A 22,079-nucleotide genomic window follows, 5' to 3' on the forward strand; every position below is an offset into this window, starting at 1 on the left:
TTCAGGTTATAATGAATAAATAAGGAGTGTCTTTAATGGCCATCAACAATCCATATCAAGCATATCAGGAGAATAGTATTACAACCGCATCACCTGGTGAGTTGACATTAATGCTATACAATGGGTGTTTAAAATTTATAAAGTTAGCAAAAAAAGCGATGGAAGAGCAAAATATTGAACAGAAAAATATGAATCTGCAAAAAGCGCAAAATATTATTCAAGAGCTGATGGTGACATTGAATACAGATATCGAAATCTCTAAAAATATGATAGCATTGTATGAGTATATGAACCGTCGCTTAATTGAAGCAAATATAAAACAGGACGTGGCTATTTTAGAAGAAGTAGAAGGGTATATCGCTGAATTTCGTGAAACGTGGAAAGAAGTGCTTCGTTTAAATAAAGTGAATCAACAAGGACAAGGTGGTCAAGCTTAATGGATCGTCTTAACCATCTTTTGCAATTAACAGAATCGTTGATCAAATTAACGAAAACTTCTATTAAAAACGAGCGAGAGCATCAAATTGAGCAAATGGACAAGCTTCTAGCAGAACGCGATGTTAACATAAAACATTTAAAACCTCCTTATTCTCCAGAAGAAATTGAGAAAGGGCGTGTACTTGTTCAACTAGATCAACAATTGCGTAAGCAGCTGGAAGCGTTTAAGATGGAAATCAAAAAAGATATTATTCAACTAAAAGTGACAAAACAATCAACGCAAAAATATGTAAGTCCATATGAGCAACAGTCGATGGATGGGATGTTTTATGATAAACGAAAATAGGTGAAATACATGCAGAAGATTTCATCTGGACAATTTGAATTTTTAACGCGATTTTATTATTTACTTGATTCCATTGAAGAAGGTTTTGACTATGTATTATTAAGCTTCGAAAATATTCATTGTGTGGATCGCGATCAAGTTTTGGCAGATATTATGCTTGCCATCTATGAAATTGATTCAGCACGTTCAATCCTTAACCCTTTGTTGACAGAAGAGTCAAAAGTGAAGGAAGATTTCCATCAATTAGACGATATTATCCATCAATTTGAAGAGATAGAATTCATTAAGTCTCAACCCGTAAATTTTGAACATTTCATTAAGTGCGAGCTATACCCAACGTTTATGGCATGGAAACAACAAGTTCAAAAACGATTGCATGCGTATATTGCGCACTAAGTACTCTATTGTTAGTAAGATAGTGACGGTTCATGAATCTGATCCATTGATATGAGAAAAGGTTTGTCTTTTGCTGATCATTTGAGCGGGAAGTTCCTGCAGAAGCGGCTCATACTGTACTACTTTTTTTAGCTTTCCATACACTAATATTTTGAAGACGATTTGATGATTAACTTTGTTTCAGATGTTTTAAGCGTGGTATACTGTTAACGTATAGTTTAAGAAGCTATCGGATCACTATTTTTTTGTGCCCCGCTTCAGCGCCCACCCTCGAGTCAAATAACTTTTCGACGCAAAGGTAAGGGGTGAACAAGGCGCTTGCGCTTTTCTTGTTTTGCGTGAATTTCCTACAATTTTCAACAAGTTTTTACAAATTCACAAAAAGTTCACGAAAAAAGAAAAGATTAAGCAGGAATTTGCAAAGAAATTGGAGAATTAAATTACATATCCTTAACAAAAGGAGGAGTTCTGATGATTAATAACGTCAGGGGAGAAAACATTGAAGTAACTCCAGCACTTCGAGAGTATGTGGAAAAAAAATTAGCGAAGCTTGAGCGCTATTTCGAAGAAAGTGTTGATGCGAAAGCAAATGTAAACTTAAAATATTACAATGATCAAGAGTCTAAAATTGAAGTGACGATTCCAATGCCGCAGCTTGTTTTGCGGGCGGAGGAACATCATCAAGATATGTATGCGGCGATTGATCTTGTGATGAATAAGTTAGAAAGACAAATCCGCAAGCATAAAACAAAAGTGAATCGCAAAGTTCGCGAGCAGCAAGCGGATGCGAAGTTGTTTGCAAATGGGCAAACAGAAAATGATGTTGAAGAAGATATCCAAGTTGTTCGAACAAAACGGTTTGATTTAAAACCGATGGACAGTGAAGAGGCTATTTTACAAATGGATATGCTTGGACATAATTTCTTCGTTTATACGAATGCAGAAACGAACAAAACGAATGTTGTATATCGTAGAAAAGACGGGAAATACGGTCTTATTGAACCGAACGAATAATCACTCTTCATTCATTAGGCACAGCATAAAGCTGTGCCTAATTTTATGTCTAAAATATGAAACAAATGAATGGACGTAGACGTATGAAAAGAGCATGAGTGAAAAAGATGTAGTTGTGATCTATCTTCAACCGTCATTTTTCAATAAGTTGTTTGAACACACGAGCAGTGTTACAATTTAATAAGGGAATTTATCATCATTTAGAGGAGCGTTTTACGATGCTTGGTATTTTAAATAAAATGTTTGATGTGAATAAACGGACGTTAAACCGCTATGAGAAAATGGCGGATAAAATTGATGCACTAAGTTCGGAAATGGAAAAGCTGTCGGATCTCGAATTAAGAGCGAAAACAGGTGAATTTGCCGACCGTTTAGATAATGGAGAAACGTTAGATAGCCTTCTCATTGAAGCTTTTGCTGTTGTAAGAGAAGCGGCACGACGTGTACTCGGAATGTATCCGTTCAAAGTTCAATTGATGGGTGCGATTGCTTTACATGAAGGAAATATTGCGGAAATGAAAACAGGTGAGGGGAAAACGTTAACGTCCACGATGCCTGTTTATTTAAACGCCTTAACACGAAAAGGCGTCCATGTCGTAACGGTCAATGAATATTTAGCATCCCGTGACGCGACGGAGATGGGACAGCTTTTCGAATTTCTTGGTTTAACAGTTGGCTTAAACTTAAATAGCTTAACAAAAGATGAAAAGCGAGAAGCGTATGCAGCTGATGTTACGTATTCGACAAATAATGAGCTCGGCTTTGATTACTTACGCGATAACATGGTATTATATGCCGATCAAAAAGTACAACGCCCGCTTCATTTTGCTGTCATCGATGAGGTTGACTCGATTTTAATCGATGAAGCGAGAACACCGCTCATCATTTCAGGACAAGCGGCCAAGTCGACAAGACTGTATTTACAAGCGAACGCGTTCGTCCGTACCCTTCAAAAGGAAAAGGATTTTACGTATGATGAAAAAACTAAAAATGTGCAGTTAACAGAAGATGGGATGACGAAAGCAGAACGTGCGTTTAACATTGATAATTTGTTCGATATTAAACATGTAACGTTAAATCATCACATTAATAATGCTTTACGAGCACATATCGTCATGCAAAAGGATTTTGACTATGTCGTAGAAGATGGCCAAGTTGTCATTGTAGACCAGTTTACAGGTCGTCTCATGAAAGGGCGTCGCTATAGTGATGGCCTCCATCAGGCAATTGAAGCAAAAGAAGGTCTTGAAATTCAAAATGAAAGCAAAACACTGGCAACTATTACGTTCCAAAACTACTTCCGCATGTATGAAAAGCTTGCCGGTATGACAGGAACTGCTAAAACCGAAGAAGAGGAATTCCGAAACATTTATAATATGAATGTGGTCGCGATTCCGACGAATAAACCTATAATTCGTGATGACCGATCTGATTTAATTTATCGTTCTATAGAAGGGAAGTTTAAAGCCGTTGTTGAAGATATTTCACAACGCCACATGCTCGGACAGCCTGTTTTAGTCGGGACGGTTGCGGTTGAAACTTCTGAGTATATTTCAAGCTTGTTAAAGAAAAAAGGGATTCCGCACAACGTGTTAAACGCGAAAAACCATGAGCGGGAAGCGGAAATTATTGAACAAGCTGGGCAAAAAGGTGCTGTGACGATCGCGACGAACATGGCCGGTCGTGGTACTGACATTAAGCTTGGTGAAGGTGTTAAAGAGCTTGGCGGACTTGCGGTTGTCGGAACGGAGCGCCATGAATCACGTCGTATTGACAATCAGCTCCGCGGGCGTTCTGGACGTCAAGGAGATCCTGGTATAACGCAATTTTATCTTTCCATGGAAGATGAATTAATGCGCCGCTTCGGTTCAGATAGTATGATGAGTATGATGGATCGTCTCGGAATGGATGATACTCAACCAATCCAAAGTAAAATGGTTTCCCGTGCTGTTGAATCTGCTCAAAAACGAGTAGAAGGAAATAACTTCGACGCACGTAAGCAGTTGCTCCAATATGATGATGTTCTTCGTCAGCAGCGCGAAGTGATTTATAAACAACGTAATGATGTACTAGAATCAGAGAACCTCCGTCAACAAGTAGAAGAAATGATTCGTCAAACGATTGAACGTGTCGTTTCATCCTTCACGCAAGAAGAGCTTCCAGAAGACTGGAATTTAGATGGCTTAATGGATTGGGTGAAAGCGAACGTACTAGATGAACATACGGATTTAACTGTTGACGATATTCGTGGTAAAGAAGCAGACGAAATTGTCGAAGTCCTTTGGGAGAAAGTACAAAATCGCTATAATGAGAAGGAAGAAGCATTCACGGAGGAAAAAATGCGTGAATTTGAACGTGTCATCGTCCTCCGTGCTGTTGATACGAAATGGATGGATCATATTGATGCAATGGATCAGCTTCGTCAAGGCATTCATTTACGAGCCTATGGGCAAACAGATCCGCTTCGTGAATATCAAATGGAAGGATTCGCGATGTTTGAAAATATGGTGGCATCCATCCAAGAAGAGGTTACAAAATTCATTATGAAAGCAGAAATTCAAAATAACCTAGAACGTCAAGAAGTAGCGAAGGGAGAAGCTGTGAAGCCGAAAGAAGGCGATGAAGCAGCGAAAAAGAAACCTGTTCGTAAAAAAGTTGAAGTGGGACGCAACGCCCCATGCCCATGTGGGAGTGGGAAAAAATATAAGCAATGCTGCGGAAAATAAAGAAACTAGGGGGATTTTCCCTTTACTAACGCTTTCCAAACGTTGTAAATAGAGAGGCGATTTTTAGCCTCTCTCTTTCGATTGAATAGAAAGGCCATTGTGGTGAATGTTTAGGAATCAGAGAAAATACAATGAGGTGTGAGACAGATGGAATTAGTAGAAATTCGAACTGAACTTGAGAAAATGGCTAAGCGATTAGCGGATTTTAGGGGGTCTCTTTGACTTAGATGTCAAACAAGACCGCATTCAACAATTAGAAGAGCAAATGGCGGCACCGAACTTTTGGGATGATCAAAATGCTGCTCAAACGGTTATTAATGAAGCGAATGCATTAAAAGATCTCGTGAATCAGTTTCATCATTTGCATGAAACGTATGAAAATCTTCAAGTTTCCTACGAATTAATTAAAGAGGAGCCGGATGAAGATTTACAAGAAGAGTTGGAAAGTGAATTAAAAACATTAACGAAAGAGCTAAATGAATTTGAACTTCAATTGTTATTGAGTGAACCGTATGATAAAAACAACGCGATTTTAGAGCTTCACCCTGGAGCTGGTGGAACGGAATCTCAAGACTGGGGTTCCATGCTTCTTCGTATGTACACGAGATGGGCAGAGAGAAAGGGCTTTAAAGTTGAAACGTTAGATTACTTACCTGGTGATGAGGCGGGCATTAAAAGTGTTACGCTCCTAATTAAAGGTCACAATGCGTACGGTTATTTAAAAGCCGAAAAAGGCGTTCATCGCCTCGTCCGGATCTCACCTTTTGACTCATCAGGCAGACGACATACATCGTTCGTATCGTGTGAAGTGATGCCGGAGTTTAATGAAGAAGTTGATATTGAAATCCGGACAGAAGATATTAAAGTTGACACATACCGGGCTAGTGGTGCAGGTGGACAGCACGTCAATACGACCGATTCTGCAGTTCGTATTACACACATTCCGACAGGGGTTGTCGTGACATGTCAAACGGAGCGTTCGCAAATTAAAAACCGCGAACGTGCGATGAAAATGTTAAAAGCAAAACTGTATCAGAAAAAAATTGAAGAGCAAGAAAAAGAGTTAGCTGAAATTCGTGGTGAACAGAAAGAAATCGGTTGGGGAAGCCAAATTCGTTCTTATGTATTTCACCCATATTCACTTGTTAAAGACCATCGAACAAATGTGGAAATCGGAAATGTCCAATCCGTTATGGATGGTGAAATCAATTCCTTCATTGATGCGTATTTACGTTCCAAATTAAATTAATGGTCAAAAGACGTTTCTGTTTCAATATATAGAAACGTCTTTTTTCAATGTACGACAAAAAGAGAGGTTTTGTGCATTGGAAAATTTTTCGTGTGTATACTTTAAAACGTTTTTTGTGTAATTTGTAACGACTTTGTTAACTTTTTTCTGTTAAAATAAAGGATGCAAGTTTTGAAACTATTGTTATCTTTTTTACGTCAAATGATTGGACTTAAAAATTGAATTTACAATGAAGGGTGAACATAAATATGTGCGGTTTTATTGGTGTAGTAAGAAAGGAACCACAATGGCAAACGGAACAAGAACGTCAACATTTTAGTATGATGAACAATATTATTGAACACCGTGGGCCAGATGATGAAGGTTATTATGAGGATGAGTTTGTTCGATTTGGTTTTCGTCGACTAAGTATTATCGATTTAGAAAATGGTCATCAACCATTATCCTATGAAAACGAGAGATATTGGATTATTTTTAACGGAGAAATTTACAATTTCGTAGAGCTCCGTGAAGAATTGCAAGAAAAAGGGCTTACGTTTACGACCGGTTCCGATACGGAAGTGATTTTAGGAGCTTATCAAGCTTATGGATATGAAGCAGCAAGTAAGTTAAGAGGCATGTTTGCGTTTCTTATTTGGGACAAGGAAGAAAAAACGATCTACGGTGCACGCGATCCGTTTGGGATTAAGCCGCTTTATTTTTATGAAGAGGATGAGCGTTACTTTTTTGCTTCGGAAAAGAAAAGTATTTCATTAGCAAGACATCAAGAAGTAATTGATCATGAATCATTACAACATTATTTAACGTTTCAATATGTCCCAGAGCCGAAAACGATGTCATCAAGTATTCATAAAGTGCTACCAGGACATTACTTCATCTTAAAGCATGGGGAGGACATCTCTTTTCACCGTTACTTCCATGCTCGTTTCCAACCGATTCAACAAGAGGAACAAGCTCTCATTCAAGAAATTCAAGATGTTCTCCGCGATTCTGTGAACGTGCATATGCGCAGTGACGTTCCGGTTGGCTCCTTCTTATCCGGAGGAATTGATTCTTCGTTTATCGCTGCCTTAGCACGAGAAATCAATCCAAATATTAAGACATTCTCGGTCGGATTTGAACGTGAAGGATTTAGTGAAGTGGATGTTGCGAAGGAAACAGCCGATGTATTAAATGTTGAAAACATTAGCTATATTATCTCTCCGGAAGAATATATGCAGGAACTTCCCAAAATTATTTGGCATTTAGATGATCCATTAGCAGACCCAGCGGCGATTCCTCTTTACTTCGTTGCAAGGGAAGCACGAAAACACGTAACGGTCGTATTATCTGGGGAAGGTGCTGACGAGCTTTTTGGTGGCTATAACATTTATCGTGAACCTCTTAGTTTAAGTGTGTTTCAGTCTATACCTAGCTCCATGAAAAAAGCCTTAAAATGGATGGCCCATATGATGCCAGATGGCATGAAAGGAAAAAGCTTTATTGAGCGCGGCTGTACACCATTAGAAGAACGTTATGTCGGAAATGCGAAAATGTTTGAGCATGAAGAGAAAGCTCGACTATTCCGTCTGTTTGATGAATCGAAAAAGTATCAAGAATTAACAAAGCCATTTTATGAAGAAGCACGAGATTATGATGACATTTCAACGATGCAATATATCGATATTCATACATGGCTGCGCGGGGATATTTTGTTAAAAGCCGATAAGATGACAATGGCGAACTCTTTAGAGCTCCGTGTTCCATTTTTGGACAAGCGAGTATTTGAAGTAGCGTCAAAAATTCCGTCTCCATATAAAGTAGCTGATCAAACAACGAAAACGATTTTACGAAAAGCAGCAAAAGGTATCGTTCCACATCATGTGCTTGATCGTAAAAAACTCGGCTTCCCTGTTCCGATTCGCCATTGGTTAAAAAATGAAATGCACGATTGGGCAAAAGAAATTATTCGTGAAAGTGAAACAGACCATTTAATCAATAAATCTTATCTACTCGGACTTCTCGATGAACATTGTCAAAATAAGCGTGATCACAGTCGGAAAATCTGGACAGTCCTCGTCTTTATGATTTGGCATCAAATTTTTATGGAAGAAAAATATTCGTTTAATGCCTCACAAAAAGCAGAAAAACAGCTAGAACTAATTAAGTAAGCGTGAACCACGCTTACTTTTTTTATCCCACTCTTAACGGGCAGCACACCTCAAGATTCTGTAGTAAACCAAATTTTATCCAAAATACGGAAAAAACGTTTCGGCAACATAAGAATTATTACATTTTTGTTCCAAAATTTACGAAGTAAACCAAGTTTTTCCCTCTTGAATATGTATCCATCACTGTTATTTCAAGGTGAAATGCCCCGTTTCAAAAATTGTATTTCTTCTGTAATGGTCATGTTATATTTGCTTGTTATAATGGGAGGCGAATTGAAAAGGAGGCATTTATGTGAAAAAGTCAATCGTAGCTCTAGCAGCAATCGCAACGATTTCTTCCGGATTTGCAGGGAAAACATCAGCCGAAACACATCAAGTAAAGCTTGGTGAGACGCTCTGGAGCATTTCAAGAGAGCATAATGTCACAGTAGAAGAGTTGAAAAGTTGGAATCACTTAACATCTGATATCATTTATCTGAATGAGAAACTTCAAGTATCAGGAGAGTTTGAATATACCATTCAGCAAGGGGATACATTAAGTGCCATTGCGAAGAAATTTGGTGTAACAGTTCAAGATCTAGTGGAATGGAATCACCTTAAAAATAAACATTTAATTTATGTAGGGGATACATTAATTGTTAAAGAAGGAAATAAAACGAAACATGTTTCTGTACATAAACAAACTGTAGAAAAACCATCATCAGAAAAGCAAGAAGTGAAAGAACAAGCGCCTGTACAACAAGCACCCGTACAAAAACAACCGGTAGAACAAAACCCAGTACAAGAGGAAGCAGTCGAGCAAGCACCTGTACAACAAGAACCGGTAAAGCAGGCCCCGGTGCAAAAAGAAGCGATTGAAGAAACGCCGGTACAAAACGAAACACCAGAACAAGCGCCAGTACAAAACGAAACACCAGTTCAAGAAAAAGTTGAAAATTCTGACGCACCATCACCATCATCAGATACGGAAACAGCTGCAAAAGAACAATTGACGGTGACTGCAACTGCTTATACAGCAAATTGTGAAGGGTGTAGTGGAAAAACGTCAACAGGGATTGATTTAAAAGCAAATCCAAATCAAAAAGTCATTTCCGTTGATCCAAACGTCATCCCACTCGGCTCTAAAGTATATGTAGAAGGGTACGGTACCGCAATCGCTGGTGATACTGGTGGAGCAATTAAAGGAAATAAAATTGATGTCTTTTTCCCATCTGAAAATGAAGCGATTCAATGGGGTGTGAAAGAAGTTTCTGTTCAAATTTTAGATTAACATGGAGGGTGTCCTTTCTGAGTAAAGAAAGGGCATTTTTCATGTCTAAAGATATACTAGGAAAAAACGGTATAAGTACGTGTAACGAAGCACGTCATACACTTCAAGATATATGTGTAATTAGCGAGGTTGACGTGCAAATAAAGAAGGAAATATGCAAATAAAGAAAATCATGTGCAATTATTTTGAAATTCGTGCAATTAAGGTTCAAGTTCGTGCAATTGTTGGCCATAGTGGTGCAATTAACTCCAAAACTCGTGCAAATGTCGTTGATTACAACTTCTATCATTTCAAAATGCTAGAATTCTCGCTCGTGAAACCACTTTCAATCGCGGATATAATCATTTTTCCTTTTTTCTTTGATTGATAAGGTGTCACACTCCTCCAACTGAAAGCTCTATCCCCTTCAACATTACATAAATTTTCCTGTCCATTTTATTCGCAAATTTCTCATACTAAAAAGAGTATATCTTCGGAGGGAAACGTGTGAGACGAGATAAACTGATGGAGTTGCTTCTCATCCTTACAGGCTCGGCCATTGTAGCCGTTGCTTTTAACTTATTTCTTCTTCCTAATGATGTTGCCTCAGGTGGCGTTAGTGGGATTAGTACGATTGTATATGCGTTAGTTCATATTGAACCAGCTTACGTTCAGTGGGGATTAAATATTCCGCTATTCATAGCAGGTGTCATATTTTTAGGAAAACAGTTCGGAATGAAAACATTAATTGGTACGATTTTTTTACCCTTTGTTGTTTTTTTAACACGTGATATGCAGCCAGCAACAGAGGAACCGCTCTTAGGTGCATTATTTGGAGGGATTGGAGTAGGTTTAGGTCTCGGACTCGTCTTTAAAGGAAGAGCTTCGACAGGTGGAACCGATTTAGCTGCCCAAATCATTCATATGTTCACAGGCATTTCACTCGGATTAAGTGTCGCCATTATTGATGGATTAATTGTTTTAACGGCCGCCTTTGTCTTTAATGTCGAAAAAGGGTTATACGCCTTAATTGGATTATTTGTAACGAGTAAAACGATTGACATCGTTCAAGTCGGTTTTTCTCGATCAAAAATGGTCGTTGTCATTACATCTAAGGAACGAACTGTTAAAGAAGCGATTCTTCATCAAATAGATCGGGGAGTAACAAAAATTCAAGCACAAGGAGGGTATACAAATAATGATCGGCCAATGCTCATGTGTGTTGTTCATCAATCACAGTTCACAAAGTTGAAACAATTGGTGCAAAGTATTGACCCGACTGCATTTGTCGTCGTTATGGACGCTTCAGAGGTGTTAGGAGAAGGGTTTAATCCTGCCTAAATAGGTTATAATATCCTTGAATTCTAATTTTTTGGGAGGAATGCGCAGTGAAGTTGAAATTAACGGCATTATTATTAGGAACATCACTAGTTTTAGCAGCTTGTGGTGGTGGTGGAGAAGAAGGTAAAGACACTGAAAACCAAGCTGGTGAAACAACAGCTTCAGCAGAAGATCTTTTTAAACAAAACTGTGCAAGTTGTCACGGGCAAAACCTTGAAGGTGCAAGTGCCCCTAAATTAGCAGAGGTAGGCTCTAAATATAGTGAAGACGAGATTAAAAACATTATTTTAAATGGACAAGGTGGAATGCCGGCAGGTCTCTTAGATGAGAGTGAAGCATCTGTTGTAGCAGAGTGGCTCGCAGCAAAAAAATAATGTAAAAATGCAAGGGATCGCTGAATCCCTTGCTTACTTCATTTTTTACTCCTCTTAAATACTCCTTTAATTCCATATTTTCAAATGGAAAAAACTTCATTACCCCATATAACGACAAATCCAGTACAATATAAGAGGAATATTCTGTATTTAACGCGATTGAAATAAAAATGTAACATGAAAAGTCTATTTTTGACGAAAATTGATGTTATAATTGTGTTTGTGGACAAAAGCGCATAAAGTTTTTGTCAGGTAAATAAAACCCTCAACATATATAACGAATAAAAATATAGATAGTTTCAACAAAACTGAAGATTTTTGTCGAAACATCGAAAATCCAACGTTAGGTGATAACATGATTGAAATGAAAGAGGTTCATAAAACGTATCCGAACGGTGTATTAGCCGTTAATGGGATCAGTGTGAAAATAAATCGAGGTGAATTCGTATATATCGTTGGACCCAGTGGAGCAGGGAAATCCACGTTCATTAAAATGATGTACCGCGAAGAAAAGCCTTCAAAAGGCAGCATTGTCATAGACGGTGTAGCACTAGAAACGTTAAAAGAAAAAGATGTCCCATATTTACGGAGAAAAATAGGGGTTGTATTCCAGGACTTTAAATTGTTACCGAAATTGACTGTTTATGAGAATGTTGCTTTTGCTCTCGAAGTAATCGGTGAAAATCCGAAAAATATAAAAAAACGTGTACTCGATGTTCTCGATCTCGTTCAACTGAAGCATAAAGCGAGATTTTTCCCAGACGAATTATCCGGTGGAGAGCAGCAGCGCATTTCGATTGCTCGATCGATTGTCAATAACCCATCCGTTGTCATTGCGGATGAACCGACAGGAAACTTAGATCCGGAAACTTCGTGGGAGATAATGAGAATACTAGAAGAAATTAATCATCGAGGTACGACAATTTTAATGGCAACGCACAACAAAGAAATTGTCAACAGGATTCGAAAGCGCGTCATTGCCATTGAAGATGGTAAAATTGTGCGTGACGAGGCGAGAGGGGAGTATGGACTTTATGATTAATACTCTTGGACGTCATTTGCGCGAAAGTTTAAAAAGCTTAGCCCGAAATGCTTGGATGACGATTGCTTCGGTTTCGGCTGTCACAGTAACCCTTTTACTTGTCGGAACATTTCTCGTCATTATGCTAAATTTAAATAACATCGCGACAAATATTGAAGAAGATGTTGAAATCCGTGTGATGGTTGATGTAACAGCAAACAAAGAGCAGCAAGAACAGCTGAAAAATAACATATCTTCTATTTCTAAAGTAGAATCTGTCGAATTTTCTTCAAAAGAAGAAGAGTTAAATAGTTTAATTACGAGTTTCGGAGAAGAAGGAGAAGCGTTTAAACTATTTAAGCAAGAAAATCCGTTAAAAGATGTTTTTGTTGTGAAAGCAAAAAATCCGGCTGATACGTCATCCGTAGCAAAGGAAATTGAAAAGCTAGATTTCGTTTCAGAGATTCACTACGCTGAAGAGACAGTTAAACAGCTGTTTAAAGTCGTGAATACAGGACGTAATATTGGACTTGTCTTAATTATTGGACTTGTATTTACAGCGATGTTCTTAATCTCAAATACAATAAAAATAACGATTTTCGCTAGACGAAAAGAAATTGAGATTATGAAATTAGTAGGAGCTACGAATTCATTTATTCGATGGCCATTTTTCTTAGAAGGTCTTTTCCTTGGCGTGCTTGGCTCCGTTTTGCCGATTGTCTTTTTATTAATCGCCTATAATCGATTCATTGACTTTATCAAGCCTTCTATTGATGGTACATTTATCAAACTTCTTCCGATGTATCCATTAACACTTCAAGTTTCAGCGATTGTGTTATTCGTTGGAGCATGTATTGGAATTTGGGGAAGCTTAATGTCGGTTCGAAAATTTTTACGCGTCTAGAATAGCAAGCGGTGCTCTTGCTATTCTTCATACATACAAAACGAAACAGGGAGGAACAGTACCTTGAAAAAGAAACTCATCTCACTAAGTCTTGCAGCTGTCCTTGGGACAAGCGCTGCTCTTATCCCATTCAGTAATAAAGTAATAGCAGAAAGTTTTGATGAAAAGAAAGCAAAAATTGAAAATGAGCGTTCATCTGTTAAATCCACTATTGATACGAAGAAAAACGAAATTGAACAACTAGAACAAAAGCAAGCGGAACTAGATGCAGAAATTAAAAATTTAGATATGAAAGTGACAGAAACAGCAACGAACATTAAACAAAAAGAGGATTCTATTGCAAAAACAAAAGAGAAAATTGAAGAGCTGAAAAAGCAAATCGCAGAAGTTCAAGCACGAATTGAGGAGCGAAACAATTTATTAAAAGAACGTGCTAAATCATTACAAGAAAGCGGCGGCGCTATTAGCTATTTAGACGTAATTTTAGGTGCTCAAAGCTTCAGTGATTTTGTTACTCGTATTAGCGCTGTTACGACATTAGTAGACGCGGATAAGAAAATCATTGAAGAACACAAAAGGGATATGAAACTATTAGAAGATTCAAAAGCCCAATTAAATCAAGAATTGACGGATTTAAGCGAAGCGTTAAAAGAGCTAGAAACATTGAAAAAACAACTAGATGCCCAAATAGATCAAAAAAATGAGTTGCTTAAAAATGTAGAGACTGAACATAACCATGCAATGGAAGAGCTTCATGAATTAGAAGATCAAGAGGCATTCCTTGCTGATCAAGCTCGTATCATTGAACAGCAAAAACGTGAATATGAGCAGCGGAAAATAGAAGAACAAAAGAAGGCAGCTCAGCAACAACAAAACTCAAAACCTAGTTCTTCTAAATCACCATCTAGTTCGTCTGGATCCTCTGGTTCATCAAGTCCGTCAAATTCGTCCGGCTCTTCTAGCCCATCTGTGAACGTAGGAGGATTTATTTGGCCAGCAGCAGGATCTGTAACATCTGGCTATGGAAGTCGTTGGGGAAAATTGCATGCTGGAATTGATATTGCGAAACGCGGTACAGTACCTGTTCATGCAGCAGCTGAGGGAACTGTTATTCGTTCCTATTATTCTAGTAGTTATGGGAATGTTGTCTTTATTTCCCACAACATCAAAGGAAAAGTGTACACTACCGTTTACGCTCACTTAAGCAGTAGAGGCGTATCCAGTGGTCAGAAAGTAAGCCAAGGCCAGTTTATTGGTTACATGGGGAATACAGGCCAATCTTACGGACAGCACTTACACTTCGAAGTCCATGCAGGGCCTTGGAATGGAAGTAAATCAAATTCCATTAATCCGATGTCTGTATTACCGTAAATAAAAATAAACAGTTAAAGCCCGAAAGCGGACGTTGCTTTCGGGCTTTTATTGTAGTAAATTAAAAAAATTTCGACTTGTGCCCAACTTTGTTCATAGTTGGTTGGTTACGTCTAGCTCCAGCTCAGGGCGTTAGCGGCTAGAAAACTTCTCATTTCATCTGTACGATACGTCAACATCGACTGAAACGTTGCCCGAGCTTCCTTTATCCCATTCTTAACGGGCAGTAAGACCACAACCTCAAGATTCTGTAGAAAAGCAAAGAAGATAGGTGAGGTCAACTGCGAACATAAAGAACACAGACTAAGAGCGCCACGTCCTGTGGCAACGTCTGTGTAACCCACATCCTGTGGGTCACAAGGGCCTTTAGGTCATCCTGTAGGGACTAACATTCAGTGTGGGATGAAAAAAAACCAACTGAATGAAGTGTCACTTTATCTCCTCCTAAAATGGTACAGTTTGTACGCCACTTTAACGAAGCTCTCGCGCCTTTGCGTGATATTTTAAGTTGATTTGCACTTATATAACGATTTAAAGATGACTAAAGGAATCGATCGATTATGTGCGCCAGAAAGGTGAACTTTGATCATAACAAAAAAATTTTGTTTTTTAAAAGGTACCTCCATCGCCAACCTGGCTCATAACCAATCCCAACTCCGGTTTTCCCTTTATATTCATGATAATGAATAGGATAAGGGACAGGTAGATGAATGTTTCCTTTATGAATAAAAGGTCGATTCTTTGTTTCTCCTAGGACTTCATGATAGTGAGATCCATCTGGCATTGGAATGGCTGGACCTGTTGTTCCTTCAACATGATGATGATGGCCATTTGCCATGGAGGTGACTACTGCAAACGTATGTACATGTCCATCCGTGCTGCTCCCGTTCACAGGAAAAGTAAACGTTTCAAACGTATGGCTATGCCCTAAAGAAAATAAGGTAGAGCCCCCTACGTAATGGGAATGAGAAGGAGGGAAACGGTAATCATTATACTTTGTCATTTGAGATCCCCTTTCAGTTAAAATGAAAAAATAATTCATTGATTTCTGAATATATATGAATGTTTAAACCACTAACCTCTACATCGATTCCATCTTATTTCTTAAATATATTTCTAATAATAAAAATTTTCTTTAATAGGTATTGACGATTGATGGAAAAGTCAGGTAAGATTATTGTAGTAAAAATATATGTTAAGGAGGTCACGTATCATGAAAAGCATTCAGATTGTTCAAGCTAATCAATTTCATACATTTGAGTACGTGACCATTAATCGGTAATAAACAACTACCTTTTTAAACATTGGATCAATCATACGCAGGTCACGTGTCTCGATCGTGGGCTGCGTTTTTTAATTTGACATGGGAAATTTGTGAATTTCCCAACTCATTTAGCGCATCGCAAGCTCGTGATGCGCTTTTTTCTGTTTTGCAATATGGGAATACCGAAGCTTTTGCTTCGTGTATATATAAAAACTTTTTTAGGAGGTTGATGAACATGTTTGTAATCATGACATTTTACGGAAAGTTGGAGGGGGATCTCGATGGTGGTTAGGGAATAAAAAAACATTAGAAAATGTGGTGATCGTATGAAGTGGAAAGATTGGGATCGTAATTTAAAAATACGCCTTCTAGGTGAAGGTGTCATCAATATATTATTTTGGATGTATTTTCCGTTTATGGCGATTTATTTTGCGGATTCTTTTGGGAAAGGGATGGCTGGTGTTTTATTAATTTTGTCACAAGTTTTTGGTGTTGTGGCGAATTTAATGGGCGGCTACTTAGCTGACCACATCGGCCGGAAGAAAATGATGGTTGCATCGTATTTTCGGTTCAGGGTTTGCCTTTATTTTGTTTGCCTTTGCAAACTCACCGTGGTACGAGTCGCCGATATTATCGTTTTTTGCCTTTTCATTACTTGGTGTATTCGGGATGCTTTATTGGCCTGCTAGTCATGCGATGGTTGCTGATGTTGTACCGGAAAAGGATCGGAATGCGGTGTTTGCCGTGTTTTATACGGCCATTAATATTGCGGTTGTGATTGGACCGATTTTAGGGAGCTTGTTTTTCTTCCAATACCGATTTGAATTACTTGTGACAGGGATGCTCGTTAGTTTTCTCTTTACCTTTATTCTTTCTAAATATATTCGGGAAACGGTACCGGTGAAAAAGAGTACGGAGACTTATTCTCATGAAAAGAGAAAGTGGCATTCCTATGTGAAAGAACAGCTTCAATCTTACCAAGTCATTGTAAAAGACCGTGTCTTTTTGCTCTTTATTATAGCAGGCATTCTTGTCGCACAAACATTTATGCAGCTAGATTTATTGCTGGCGGTTTATGTTTCAGAAGAAGTGCCAACGCAATCTCTCTTTTCGATCATGTTAACAGGGGAAAAGTTATTTGGCGTGTTAATTTCGGAAAATGGATTGCTCGTCGCTTTATTTACCGTCATGATGACAAGATGGATGAGTCGTTATAAAGAAAAGACGGTGTTTACGTTATCGGCTGTTACGTACGGATTTGCGATGCTTATTTTTGCTCACACGACAAATATACTCATACTCGTGTTCGCAATATTTGTTTTTACGGCTGCAGAGTTAATGGTGGTTGGTGTTCAACAAGGATTTGTCTCTAAAATTGCACCTGAAGATATGCGAGGTCAGTATTTCGCGGCATCGGATCTTCGCTTTACAATCGGAAGAATGCTAGCACCTGCAGCGATTCCGCTAACAAAAGTATTGGGCTTTCAATTCACATTTTATTGTATTGCCATCCTCGCATTTTTAAGTGCTCTGATCTATTACAGTATGTTTAAAATGGCGGAAAGAACAGTTACAGAACGAAAAACCATTGTGGTTCAACATTAATAGAAGAAGGTATCGGAAGCAAAGGTTTCCGGTACCTTCTTTCTTTATATACAAACGATAGATAATGGCCTAGAAGTGATGAATAAATGTAAGAAAGTGATAAATAATCGCCTCAAAGTGATGAAAAAATAAGCGAAAGTGATAGTATTCATTTGAATACCTGAACGGTTTTACTTACTCCAATACATGATGCGTACAAGCTATGCATATACTAGGAAAGAAATGAACACGGACGATTCAGCTGTATTGAAATTTGTCAAAAGGAAAGGAAGGCAAAAGAAATGAACAAAAAAATTATCACACTAGTGTTGACAGTTGCAATGCTTGTAGGGATTTATATTATATATCATGACATGGAAAAACCACCAGCTGTTCGCCATGATGAACAGCAAGAAGCGGTTCCGACTTTGGCGATGGCAGCAGAATCGAATCCATTAACAGAGCATCCGGATTTTGAAAAAGTCATGCAGGCGTACGAACTGATTTCAAAGAAATATGTAGAAAAAGTAGATGATGAAGAACTATTAGAAGGTGCGATTCAAGGGATGTTATCAGCACTTGAAGATCCATATTCCGTCTATATGGACAAACAAACGACAGAGCAATTTACCGATTCTTTAGGATCAACATTTGAAGGAATCGGAGCAGAAGTGGGAATGAATAACGGAAAAATGATTATCGTTTCTCCTTTTAAAAATTCCCCAGCTGAAAAAGCAGGATTAAAGCCGAATGATCAAATTGTCGCTATTGATGAACAAGAAGTAGATGGACTTAATTTACACGAAGCCGTGCTAAAAATTCGTGGGAAAAGAGGAACGACCGTTAAAATTACCGTTCAACGAGCAGGTCATAAAGAGCCGCTCACATTTCATGTCAAACGTGATGAAATCCCAATTGAAACCGTTTTTAGCTCGATGGAAAAGAAAAATGGGAAAGACATTGGAATTTTAGAAATCACTTCTTTTTCAGAAAACACGGCTAACGACTTTGAAAAAAAGTTAAAGCAGCTTGAAAAAGAAGGAATGGATGGGTTAGTCATTGATGTGCGTGGGAATCCAGGTGGCTATTTACAGTCAGTTGAAGCGATTCTCCATCATTTTATCCCGAAAGATAAACCTTATATCCAAATTGAAAATCGTGATGGAGAAAGACAAACGTACTTCTCAACGATTAAAGAAAAAAAGCCATACCCAATCTCGGTTGTAATTGACAAAGGGAGTGCTTCTGCTTCTGAAATATTAGCGGTTGCCATGAAAGAAGCGGGAGGGTATGAAATTGTAGGTGAAACTTCTTTTGGAAAAGGAACTGTTCAACAGGCCATTTCGATGGAAGACGGGAGCAACATTAAATTAACGCTTTACAAGTGGCTAACGCCTAACGGAAATTGGATTCATCAAAAAGGGGTAGAACCGACTGTTGCTGTGGAACAGCCTAAATTTTTTAAAACACCACCTTTACAAGTAAACACACCGTTAAAAGAAGATATGAATAATGAACAAGTTCAAATTGCCCAACTCTTATTATCCGGAATCGGCTTTGAAACGGGGCGATCTGATGGATATTTTGATGAACAAACAAGTCTTGCTGTGAAAGCTTTTCAACAAATTCATGGATTAGAGCCTTCTGGAATCATTAATGAGAAAACAGCGACTGTGATGAATGAACAGATACAAAAAGAACGAGAAAATCCAAAAAATGATTTACAATTGCAAACTGCCATTCAAATGATTGCAAATCAAAAAGCCGGACACTAGTCCGGTTTTTTGATGGTTTAGGAACCAGTGTCCAACAGTCGTTTTGCATCTAGCTCCGGGCGTTCGTGGCTAGCAAACTTTCCATTTTACCTCCTACTGAAATAGTCGAGTTTGTAGACTACGTTAGCGAACGTCTTGCACTTTTCTTGTTTAACAAAATAGCAAATTTTATATACAGAGTTACTTTATGTTAAAATAATGCTGTTATCACCTTCTAAATGGCTTCTGCGTTTTAGTGTTCATTTAAGAAGAAAATACAATAAAGGTTGGTTGATCCATTGAGCAAAAGATCTAGCACAATTCGAAGAGAAAATTATGAAAAACTATTAAGTGCATTTAGAGAAAAAGATAACATGTATCAATTGTCCAATGTCCGTACATATAAAGGGATTCAAAATTTTTGTGTTTACTTAGCGAATTATACATCCATTACTTGCATCGAGGAAATTGACAGTGAAATCATTGAAAGATTTTTGAAATACTTCGTTGAAAACAAAAAAAGATTGAACATGAACTTATCTGATATGAAAAAAACGATTATAGCCATTCAAGAATTAACGGAAGTATCATCGTGTGATTATTTATTTGACTTTTCTGTATCGAATGTAGCCCTTTGGTCAAATTTAAAATAAATGGATGTTGAAGAGCGGGTTACTTTGGTAGAATAAAAGATAAGTAATCATTCGCTCAAGGTGGTGATTTTGTTGTTTGAACAATGGCTCGTTGAAGGGCTTTACAGTCTTGGTCGTTTCTTCCTTCATCCATTTGTTTATTTCTTTATACTCTATTCGATTGTGATCGGATATTTTCGGATTAAGCGTGAGAGAAGCTCCTTCCATATTCGTGTTTTTGATCTTTTTGAAGAAACTCGTTTTACATATACAAAAGGAATTGTTATCGGGATTCTCTTATCTATTATCACGATGATTATTGGAATTCACTTGCCGTTTGGTACGATTGTTTTATGGACAATCGTTACGTTTTTGTTAAGTTTAACATTCAAGCCGAGGTGGCTTTCACCTGTCTTTACGATCGGTGGAACGACGTTTCTCGTTGCTGCCATTAACAAATGGGGGGGAGAACGCGAGTGGGTTCAAAACCTATTTGTTGGTTTAGACGAAACGAACTTTCGTATGCTCGCTTTCTTACTTGTATTGTTTGTTGTTGCAGAAGGAGTGCTCGTGTACCGGACGGCTCATCTAAAAACGTCTCCATTTTTAATTCAAAGTAGTCGAGGTCTTCCGATCGGCAACCATCAAGCGAAAAGAACATGGCTTTTACCAGTACTTTTCTTTGTCCCTGGTGGTCACATTGAACCGCCGTTTTCTTGGTGGCCTGTTTTATCAGTTCAAGGGGAGACGTATTTAATGGTATTCATTCCCTTTATAATGGGATTTCAGCAACGTGTTCAAGGGTCGTTGCCAAAGGAAAGCATTCAAACGACAGGGAAGCGAATTATGTGGCTTGGCGCCGTATGTGCCGTTCCTGCTATTGCTTCCATATGGTTACCTGTTTTCTCCTTTGTGACGGCATTTATCGCACTAGTCGGTCGTGAATTCATCACCGTCAAACAACGGATAAACGATGATGCTGCTGCTTTTTATTTTTCGAAAAGAGATCAAGGCTTAGTCGTATTAGGCATACTGCCACACTCACCAGCAGAAAAGATGGGGTTAAAAGTTGGCGAGATGATTATAAAAGTAAACGGCAGTCCGGTAAAATCAGATATTGAGTTTTATGAAGCCCTTCAAAAAAATCGAGCCTATTGTAAGCTCGAAGTTATCGGCTTAAATGGAGAGATCCGCTTTAGCCAAGGAGCTTTATACGAAGGGAGTCATCATGAATTAGGAATTCTTTTTGTAGAAGACAATCGGAAATGGCAAAGCGATGTTGCATCTTCGTAAAAAAAGTCTCTATCAGTTGTGATAGGGACTTTTTTAAAAGTTTCTTTTAGGGGTACATCAAGTCTTCGATGTCTTGCTGACCTTCAAAGAGCACCTTTCTTGGATGATGAAGACATTTTTGCCCTAGGGTGAGCAAGATTAGGTTTATTTATTAAGGAAAGGATTTTCACTTTTTCTCGCTTTTCCAACCCAATTCAGAGTGTTAAATGAGTGCGGGGCAGTTCTTCCCTTTGTAAGTAAAATGGCGATCCCTGTTAAGCTGACGATGATTTGTGCGGATAAAAACGTGAGTATTCCTATATATAAATCTGTATCGTTCACGATCGATTGTTTTGACAAAAACAAAAGATACGTGATGAATGTCGTCAGTAGCATATTTTGAATCATGTTTGTGATATGTTTTCGTTTCTGTTCACCATTTGTAAAAATAGAAGGGACGATGATATTCCACCAAAGTAAATAGGCGGACATTGTTAAAACAATTTGAAACAAAATGTACAAATAAGGGTTTGAAAAATGAATAAGCGAAAAGAGAATGAAAAGGGAAAAAAATATACTTTTGGCGACGACCGGTTTTGTGCAGAAAAGAATGACAGGGCGTAACTGATAATGCCAATACAAGCCTTTCAAATATCCTTTTAATCCCATCAATAGGAATGGTGGGGTGATAAACCACAGGACACTGTTATAGATCATCTGCATCGTAAATGAATAGTCGACAAAGAAAAGGATGAGGTGAATCGTTTGTATACTAAATACACCGATATAAAATGAAACGATCTCTTCCTTTTGGATTTTTACTTTTCGAAAAAGTGCGGTTTGAAAAAAGGTGAAAATGATAGCTAACAAGAGTTTATGAAAAAACGTTACATGCTCCATTTGTACAAATCCCCTCATTTTAAATTGAATCCATCTTTAATCTGTATTTGAAAAGGAAAATATATACATACTTAGCGAAGATTTTATATTTCTG

At 38.1% G+C, this 22,079-nt stretch carries 18 protein-coding genes and 1 pseudogene; 17 read left to right on the forward strand and 2 right to left on the reverse strand.

From position 1 onward, the window contains the following. The first annotated feature begins 35 nt into the window (after window positions 1-35). The 13 genes from fliS (at window position 36) to MLD65_RS02580 (ending at window position 14,579) form a co-directional block, all read left to right on the forward strand. Complete coding sequence (gene fliS, locus MLD65_RS02520; RefSeq protein ID WP_243290302.1) at window positions 36-437, forward strand: flagellar export chaperone FliS; 402 nt, start codon at window positions 36-38, stop codon at window positions 435-437. Continuing rightward, window positions 437-784, forward strand: coding sequence for a flagellar protein FliT (gene fliT / locus MLD65_RS02525; protein ID WP_243290303.1), 348 nt, complete (start codon window positions 437-439; stop codon window positions 782-784). The genes fliS and fliT overlap by 1 nt, the downstream gene beginning before the upstream one ends. Window positions 785-793: 9 nt before the next feature. Further along, on the forward strand, window positions 794-1,180 hold the full coding sequence (locus MLD65_RS02530; protein ID WP_243290304.1) for a DUF8042 domain-containing protein: 387 nt from the start codon (window positions 794-796) through the stop codon (window positions 1,178-1,180). A 471-nt stretch (window positions 1,181-1,651) separates the two neighbouring features. After that, window positions 1,652-2,194, forward strand: coding sequence for a ribosome hibernation-promoting factor, HPF/YfiA family (gene hpf, locus MLD65_RS02535; RefSeq protein WP_243290305.1), 543 nt, complete (start codon window positions 1,652-1,654; stop codon window positions 2,192-2,194). A gap of 218 nt (window positions 2,195-2,412) precedes the next feature. Continuing rightward, a complete protein-coding gene (gene secA / locus MLD65_RS02540; RefSeq protein ID WP_243290306.1) occupies window positions 2,413-4,920 on the forward strand; it encodes a preprotein translocase subunit SecA in 2,508 nt (835 codons plus the stop codon). Window positions 4,921-5,067: 147 nt separating this feature from the next. After that, a protein-coding gene (gene prfB, locus MLD65_RS02545) for a peptide chain release factor 2 (RefSeq protein ID WP_243290307.1) occupies window positions 5,068-6,169 on the forward strand; the annotation gives its coding sequence in 2 pieces (ribosomal slippage) (window positions 5,068-5,139 and window positions 5,141-6,169; 1,101 coding nt in all). Between the two features lie 248 nt (window positions 6,170-6,417). Next, window positions 6,418-8,319 carry an asparagine synthase (glutamine-hydrolyzing) gene (gene asnB / locus MLD65_RS02550; protein ID WP_243290308.1) on the forward strand — a complete coding sequence of 634 codons (1,902 nt, stop codon included), beginning with the start codon at window positions 6,418-6,420 and terminating at the stop codon, window positions 8,317-8,319. Between the two features lie 292 nt (window positions 8,320-8,611). Then, a complete protein-coding gene (locus MLD65_RS02555; protein WP_243290309.1) occupies window positions 8,612-9,589 on the forward strand; it encodes a LysM peptidoglycan-binding domain-containing protein in 978 nt (325 codons plus the stop codon). Window positions 9,590-10,093: 504 nt separating this feature from the next. Then, window positions 10,094-10,909, forward strand: coding sequence for a YitT family protein (locus tag MLD65_RS02560; RefSeq protein ID WP_243290512.1), 816 nt, complete (start codon window positions 10,094-10,096; stop codon window positions 10,907-10,909). A gap of 47 nt (window positions 10,910-10,956) precedes the next feature. Further along, on the forward strand, window positions 10,957-11,283 hold the full coding sequence (cccB, locus tag MLD65_RS02565) for a cytochrome c551 (protein WP_243290310.1): 327 nt from the start codon (window positions 10,957-10,959) through the stop codon (window positions 11,281-11,283). Window positions 11,284-11,638: 355 nt separating this feature from the next. Then, complete coding sequence (gene ftsE, locus MLD65_RS02570) at window positions 11,639-12,325, forward strand: cell division ATP-binding protein FtsE (RefSeq protein WP_243290311.1); 687 nt, start codon at window positions 11,639-11,641, stop codon at window positions 12,323-12,325. Next, a complete protein-coding gene (ftsX, locus tag MLD65_RS02575) occupies window positions 12,318-13,208 on the forward strand; it encodes a permease-like cell division protein FtsX (RefSeq protein ID WP_243290312.1) in 891 nt (296 codons plus the stop codon). Before ftsE ends, ftsX begins: the two co-directional genes overlap by 8 nt. Before the next feature lie 63 nt (window positions 13,209-13,271). Continuing rightward, window positions 13,272-14,579 carry a murein hydrolase activator EnvC family protein gene (locus MLD65_RS02580; protein ID WP_243290313.1) on the forward strand — a complete coding sequence of 436 codons (1,308 nt, stop codon included), beginning with the start codon at window positions 13,272-13,274 and terminating at the stop codon, window positions 14,577-14,579. A gap of 586 nt (window positions 14,580-15,165) precedes the next feature. Here MLD65_RS02580 and MLD65_RS02585 read toward each other — a convergent pair. Next, entirely contained in the window at window positions 15,166-15,582 is a 417-nt protein-coding gene (locus MLD65_RS02585; RefSeq protein WP_243290314.1) for a YmaF family protein, read from the reverse strand. Window positions 15,583-16,169: 587 nt separating this feature from the next. Between MLD65_RS02585 and MLD65_RS02590 the strand changes: the two are divergent. The 4 genes and pseudogenes from MLD65_RS02590 to MLD65_RS02605 all read left to right on the forward strand — a co-directional run bounded on the left by MLD65_RS02590 (window position 16,170) and on the right by MLD65_RS02605 (window position 21,106). After that, window positions 16,170-17,448: pseudogene (locus MLD65_RS02590) on the forward strand (MDR family MFS transporter). Between the two features lie 281 nt (window positions 17,449-17,729). After that, the gene (locus MLD65_RS02595; protein ID WP_243290315.1) at window positions 17,730-19,202 is read left to right on the forward strand and encodes a S41 family peptidase; all 1,473 of its coding nucleotides are present in this window, start codon (window positions 17,730-17,732) and stop codon (window positions 19,200-19,202) included. A gap of 278 nt (window positions 19,203-19,480) precedes the next feature. Continuing rightward, window positions 19,481-19,834, forward strand: a complete 354-nt coding sequence (locus tag MLD65_RS02600; RefSeq protein ID WP_243290316.1) for a swarming motility protein SwrAA — start codon at window positions 19,481-19,483, stop codon at window positions 19,832-19,834. A gap of 72 nt (window positions 19,835-19,906) precedes the next feature. Then, complete coding sequence (locus MLD65_RS02605) at window positions 19,907-21,106, forward strand: PDZ domain-containing protein (protein WP_243290317.1); 1,200 nt, start codon at window positions 19,907-19,909, stop codon at window positions 21,104-21,106. A gap of 144 nt (window positions 21,107-21,250) precedes the next feature. Here the strand turns inward: MLD65_RS02605 and MLD65_RS02610 are convergent, their stop codons facing one another. Then, window positions 21,251-21,985, reverse strand: a complete 735-nt coding sequence (locus MLD65_RS02610) for a cytochrome c oxidase assembly protein (protein ID WP_243290318.1) — start codon at window positions 21,983-21,985, stop codon at window positions 21,251-21,253. Between the last annotated feature and the right edge of the window lie 94 nt (window positions 21,986-22,079).

Source organism: Bacillus sp. FJAT-47783, assembly GCF_022808615.1.
Taxonomy (GTDB): domain Bacteria; phylum Bacillota; class Bacilli; order Bacillales; family Aeribacillaceae; genus Bacillus_BZ.

Bases quoted from the DNA above. Each gene is read 5' to 3' on its own strand.
- fliS (WP_243290302.1), top strand. From the start codon at position 36: ATGGCCATCAACAATCCATATCAAGCATATCAGGAGAATAGTATTACA.
- fliT (WP_243290303.1), top strand. From the start codon at position 437: ATGGATCGTCTTAACCATCTTTTGCAATTAACAGAATCGTTGATCAAA.
- MLD65_RS02530 (WP_243290304.1), top strand. From the start codon at position 794: ATGCAGAAGATTTCATCTGGACAATTTGAATTTTTAACGCGATTTTAT.
- hpf (WP_243290305.1), top strand. From the start codon at position 1,652: ATGATTAATAACGTCAGGGGAGAAAACATTGAAGTAACTCCAGCACTT.
- secA (WP_243290306.1), top strand. From the start codon at position 2,413: ATGCTTGGTATTTTAAATAAAATGTTTGATGTGAATAAACGGACGTTA.
- asnB (WP_243290308.1), top strand. From the start codon at position 6,418: ATGTGCGGTTTTATTGGTGTAGTAAGAAAGGAACCACAATGGCAAACG.
- MLD65_RS02560 (WP_243290512.1), top strand. From the start codon at position 10,094: ATGGAGTTGCTTCTCATCCTTACAGGCTCGGCCATTGTAGCCGTTGCT.
- ftsE (WP_243290311.1), top strand. From the start codon at position 11,639: ATGATTGAAATGAAAGAGGTTCATAAAACGTATCCGAACGGTGTATTA.
- ftsX (WP_243290312.1), top strand. From the start codon at position 12,318: ATGATTAATACTCTTGGACGTCATTTGCGCGAAAGTTTAAAAAGCTTA.
- MLD65_RS02585 (WP_243290314.1), bottom strand. From the start codon at position 15,582: ATGACAAAGTATAATGATTACCGTTTCCCTCCTTCTCATTCCCATTAC.
- MLD65_RS02595 (WP_243290315.1), top strand. From the start codon at position 17,730: ATGAACAAAAAAATTATCACACTAGTGTTGACAGTTGCAATGCTTGTA.
- MLD65_RS02610 (WP_243290318.1), bottom strand. From the start codon at position 21,985: ATGGAGCATGTAACGTTTTTTCATAAACTCTTGTTAGCTATCATTTTC.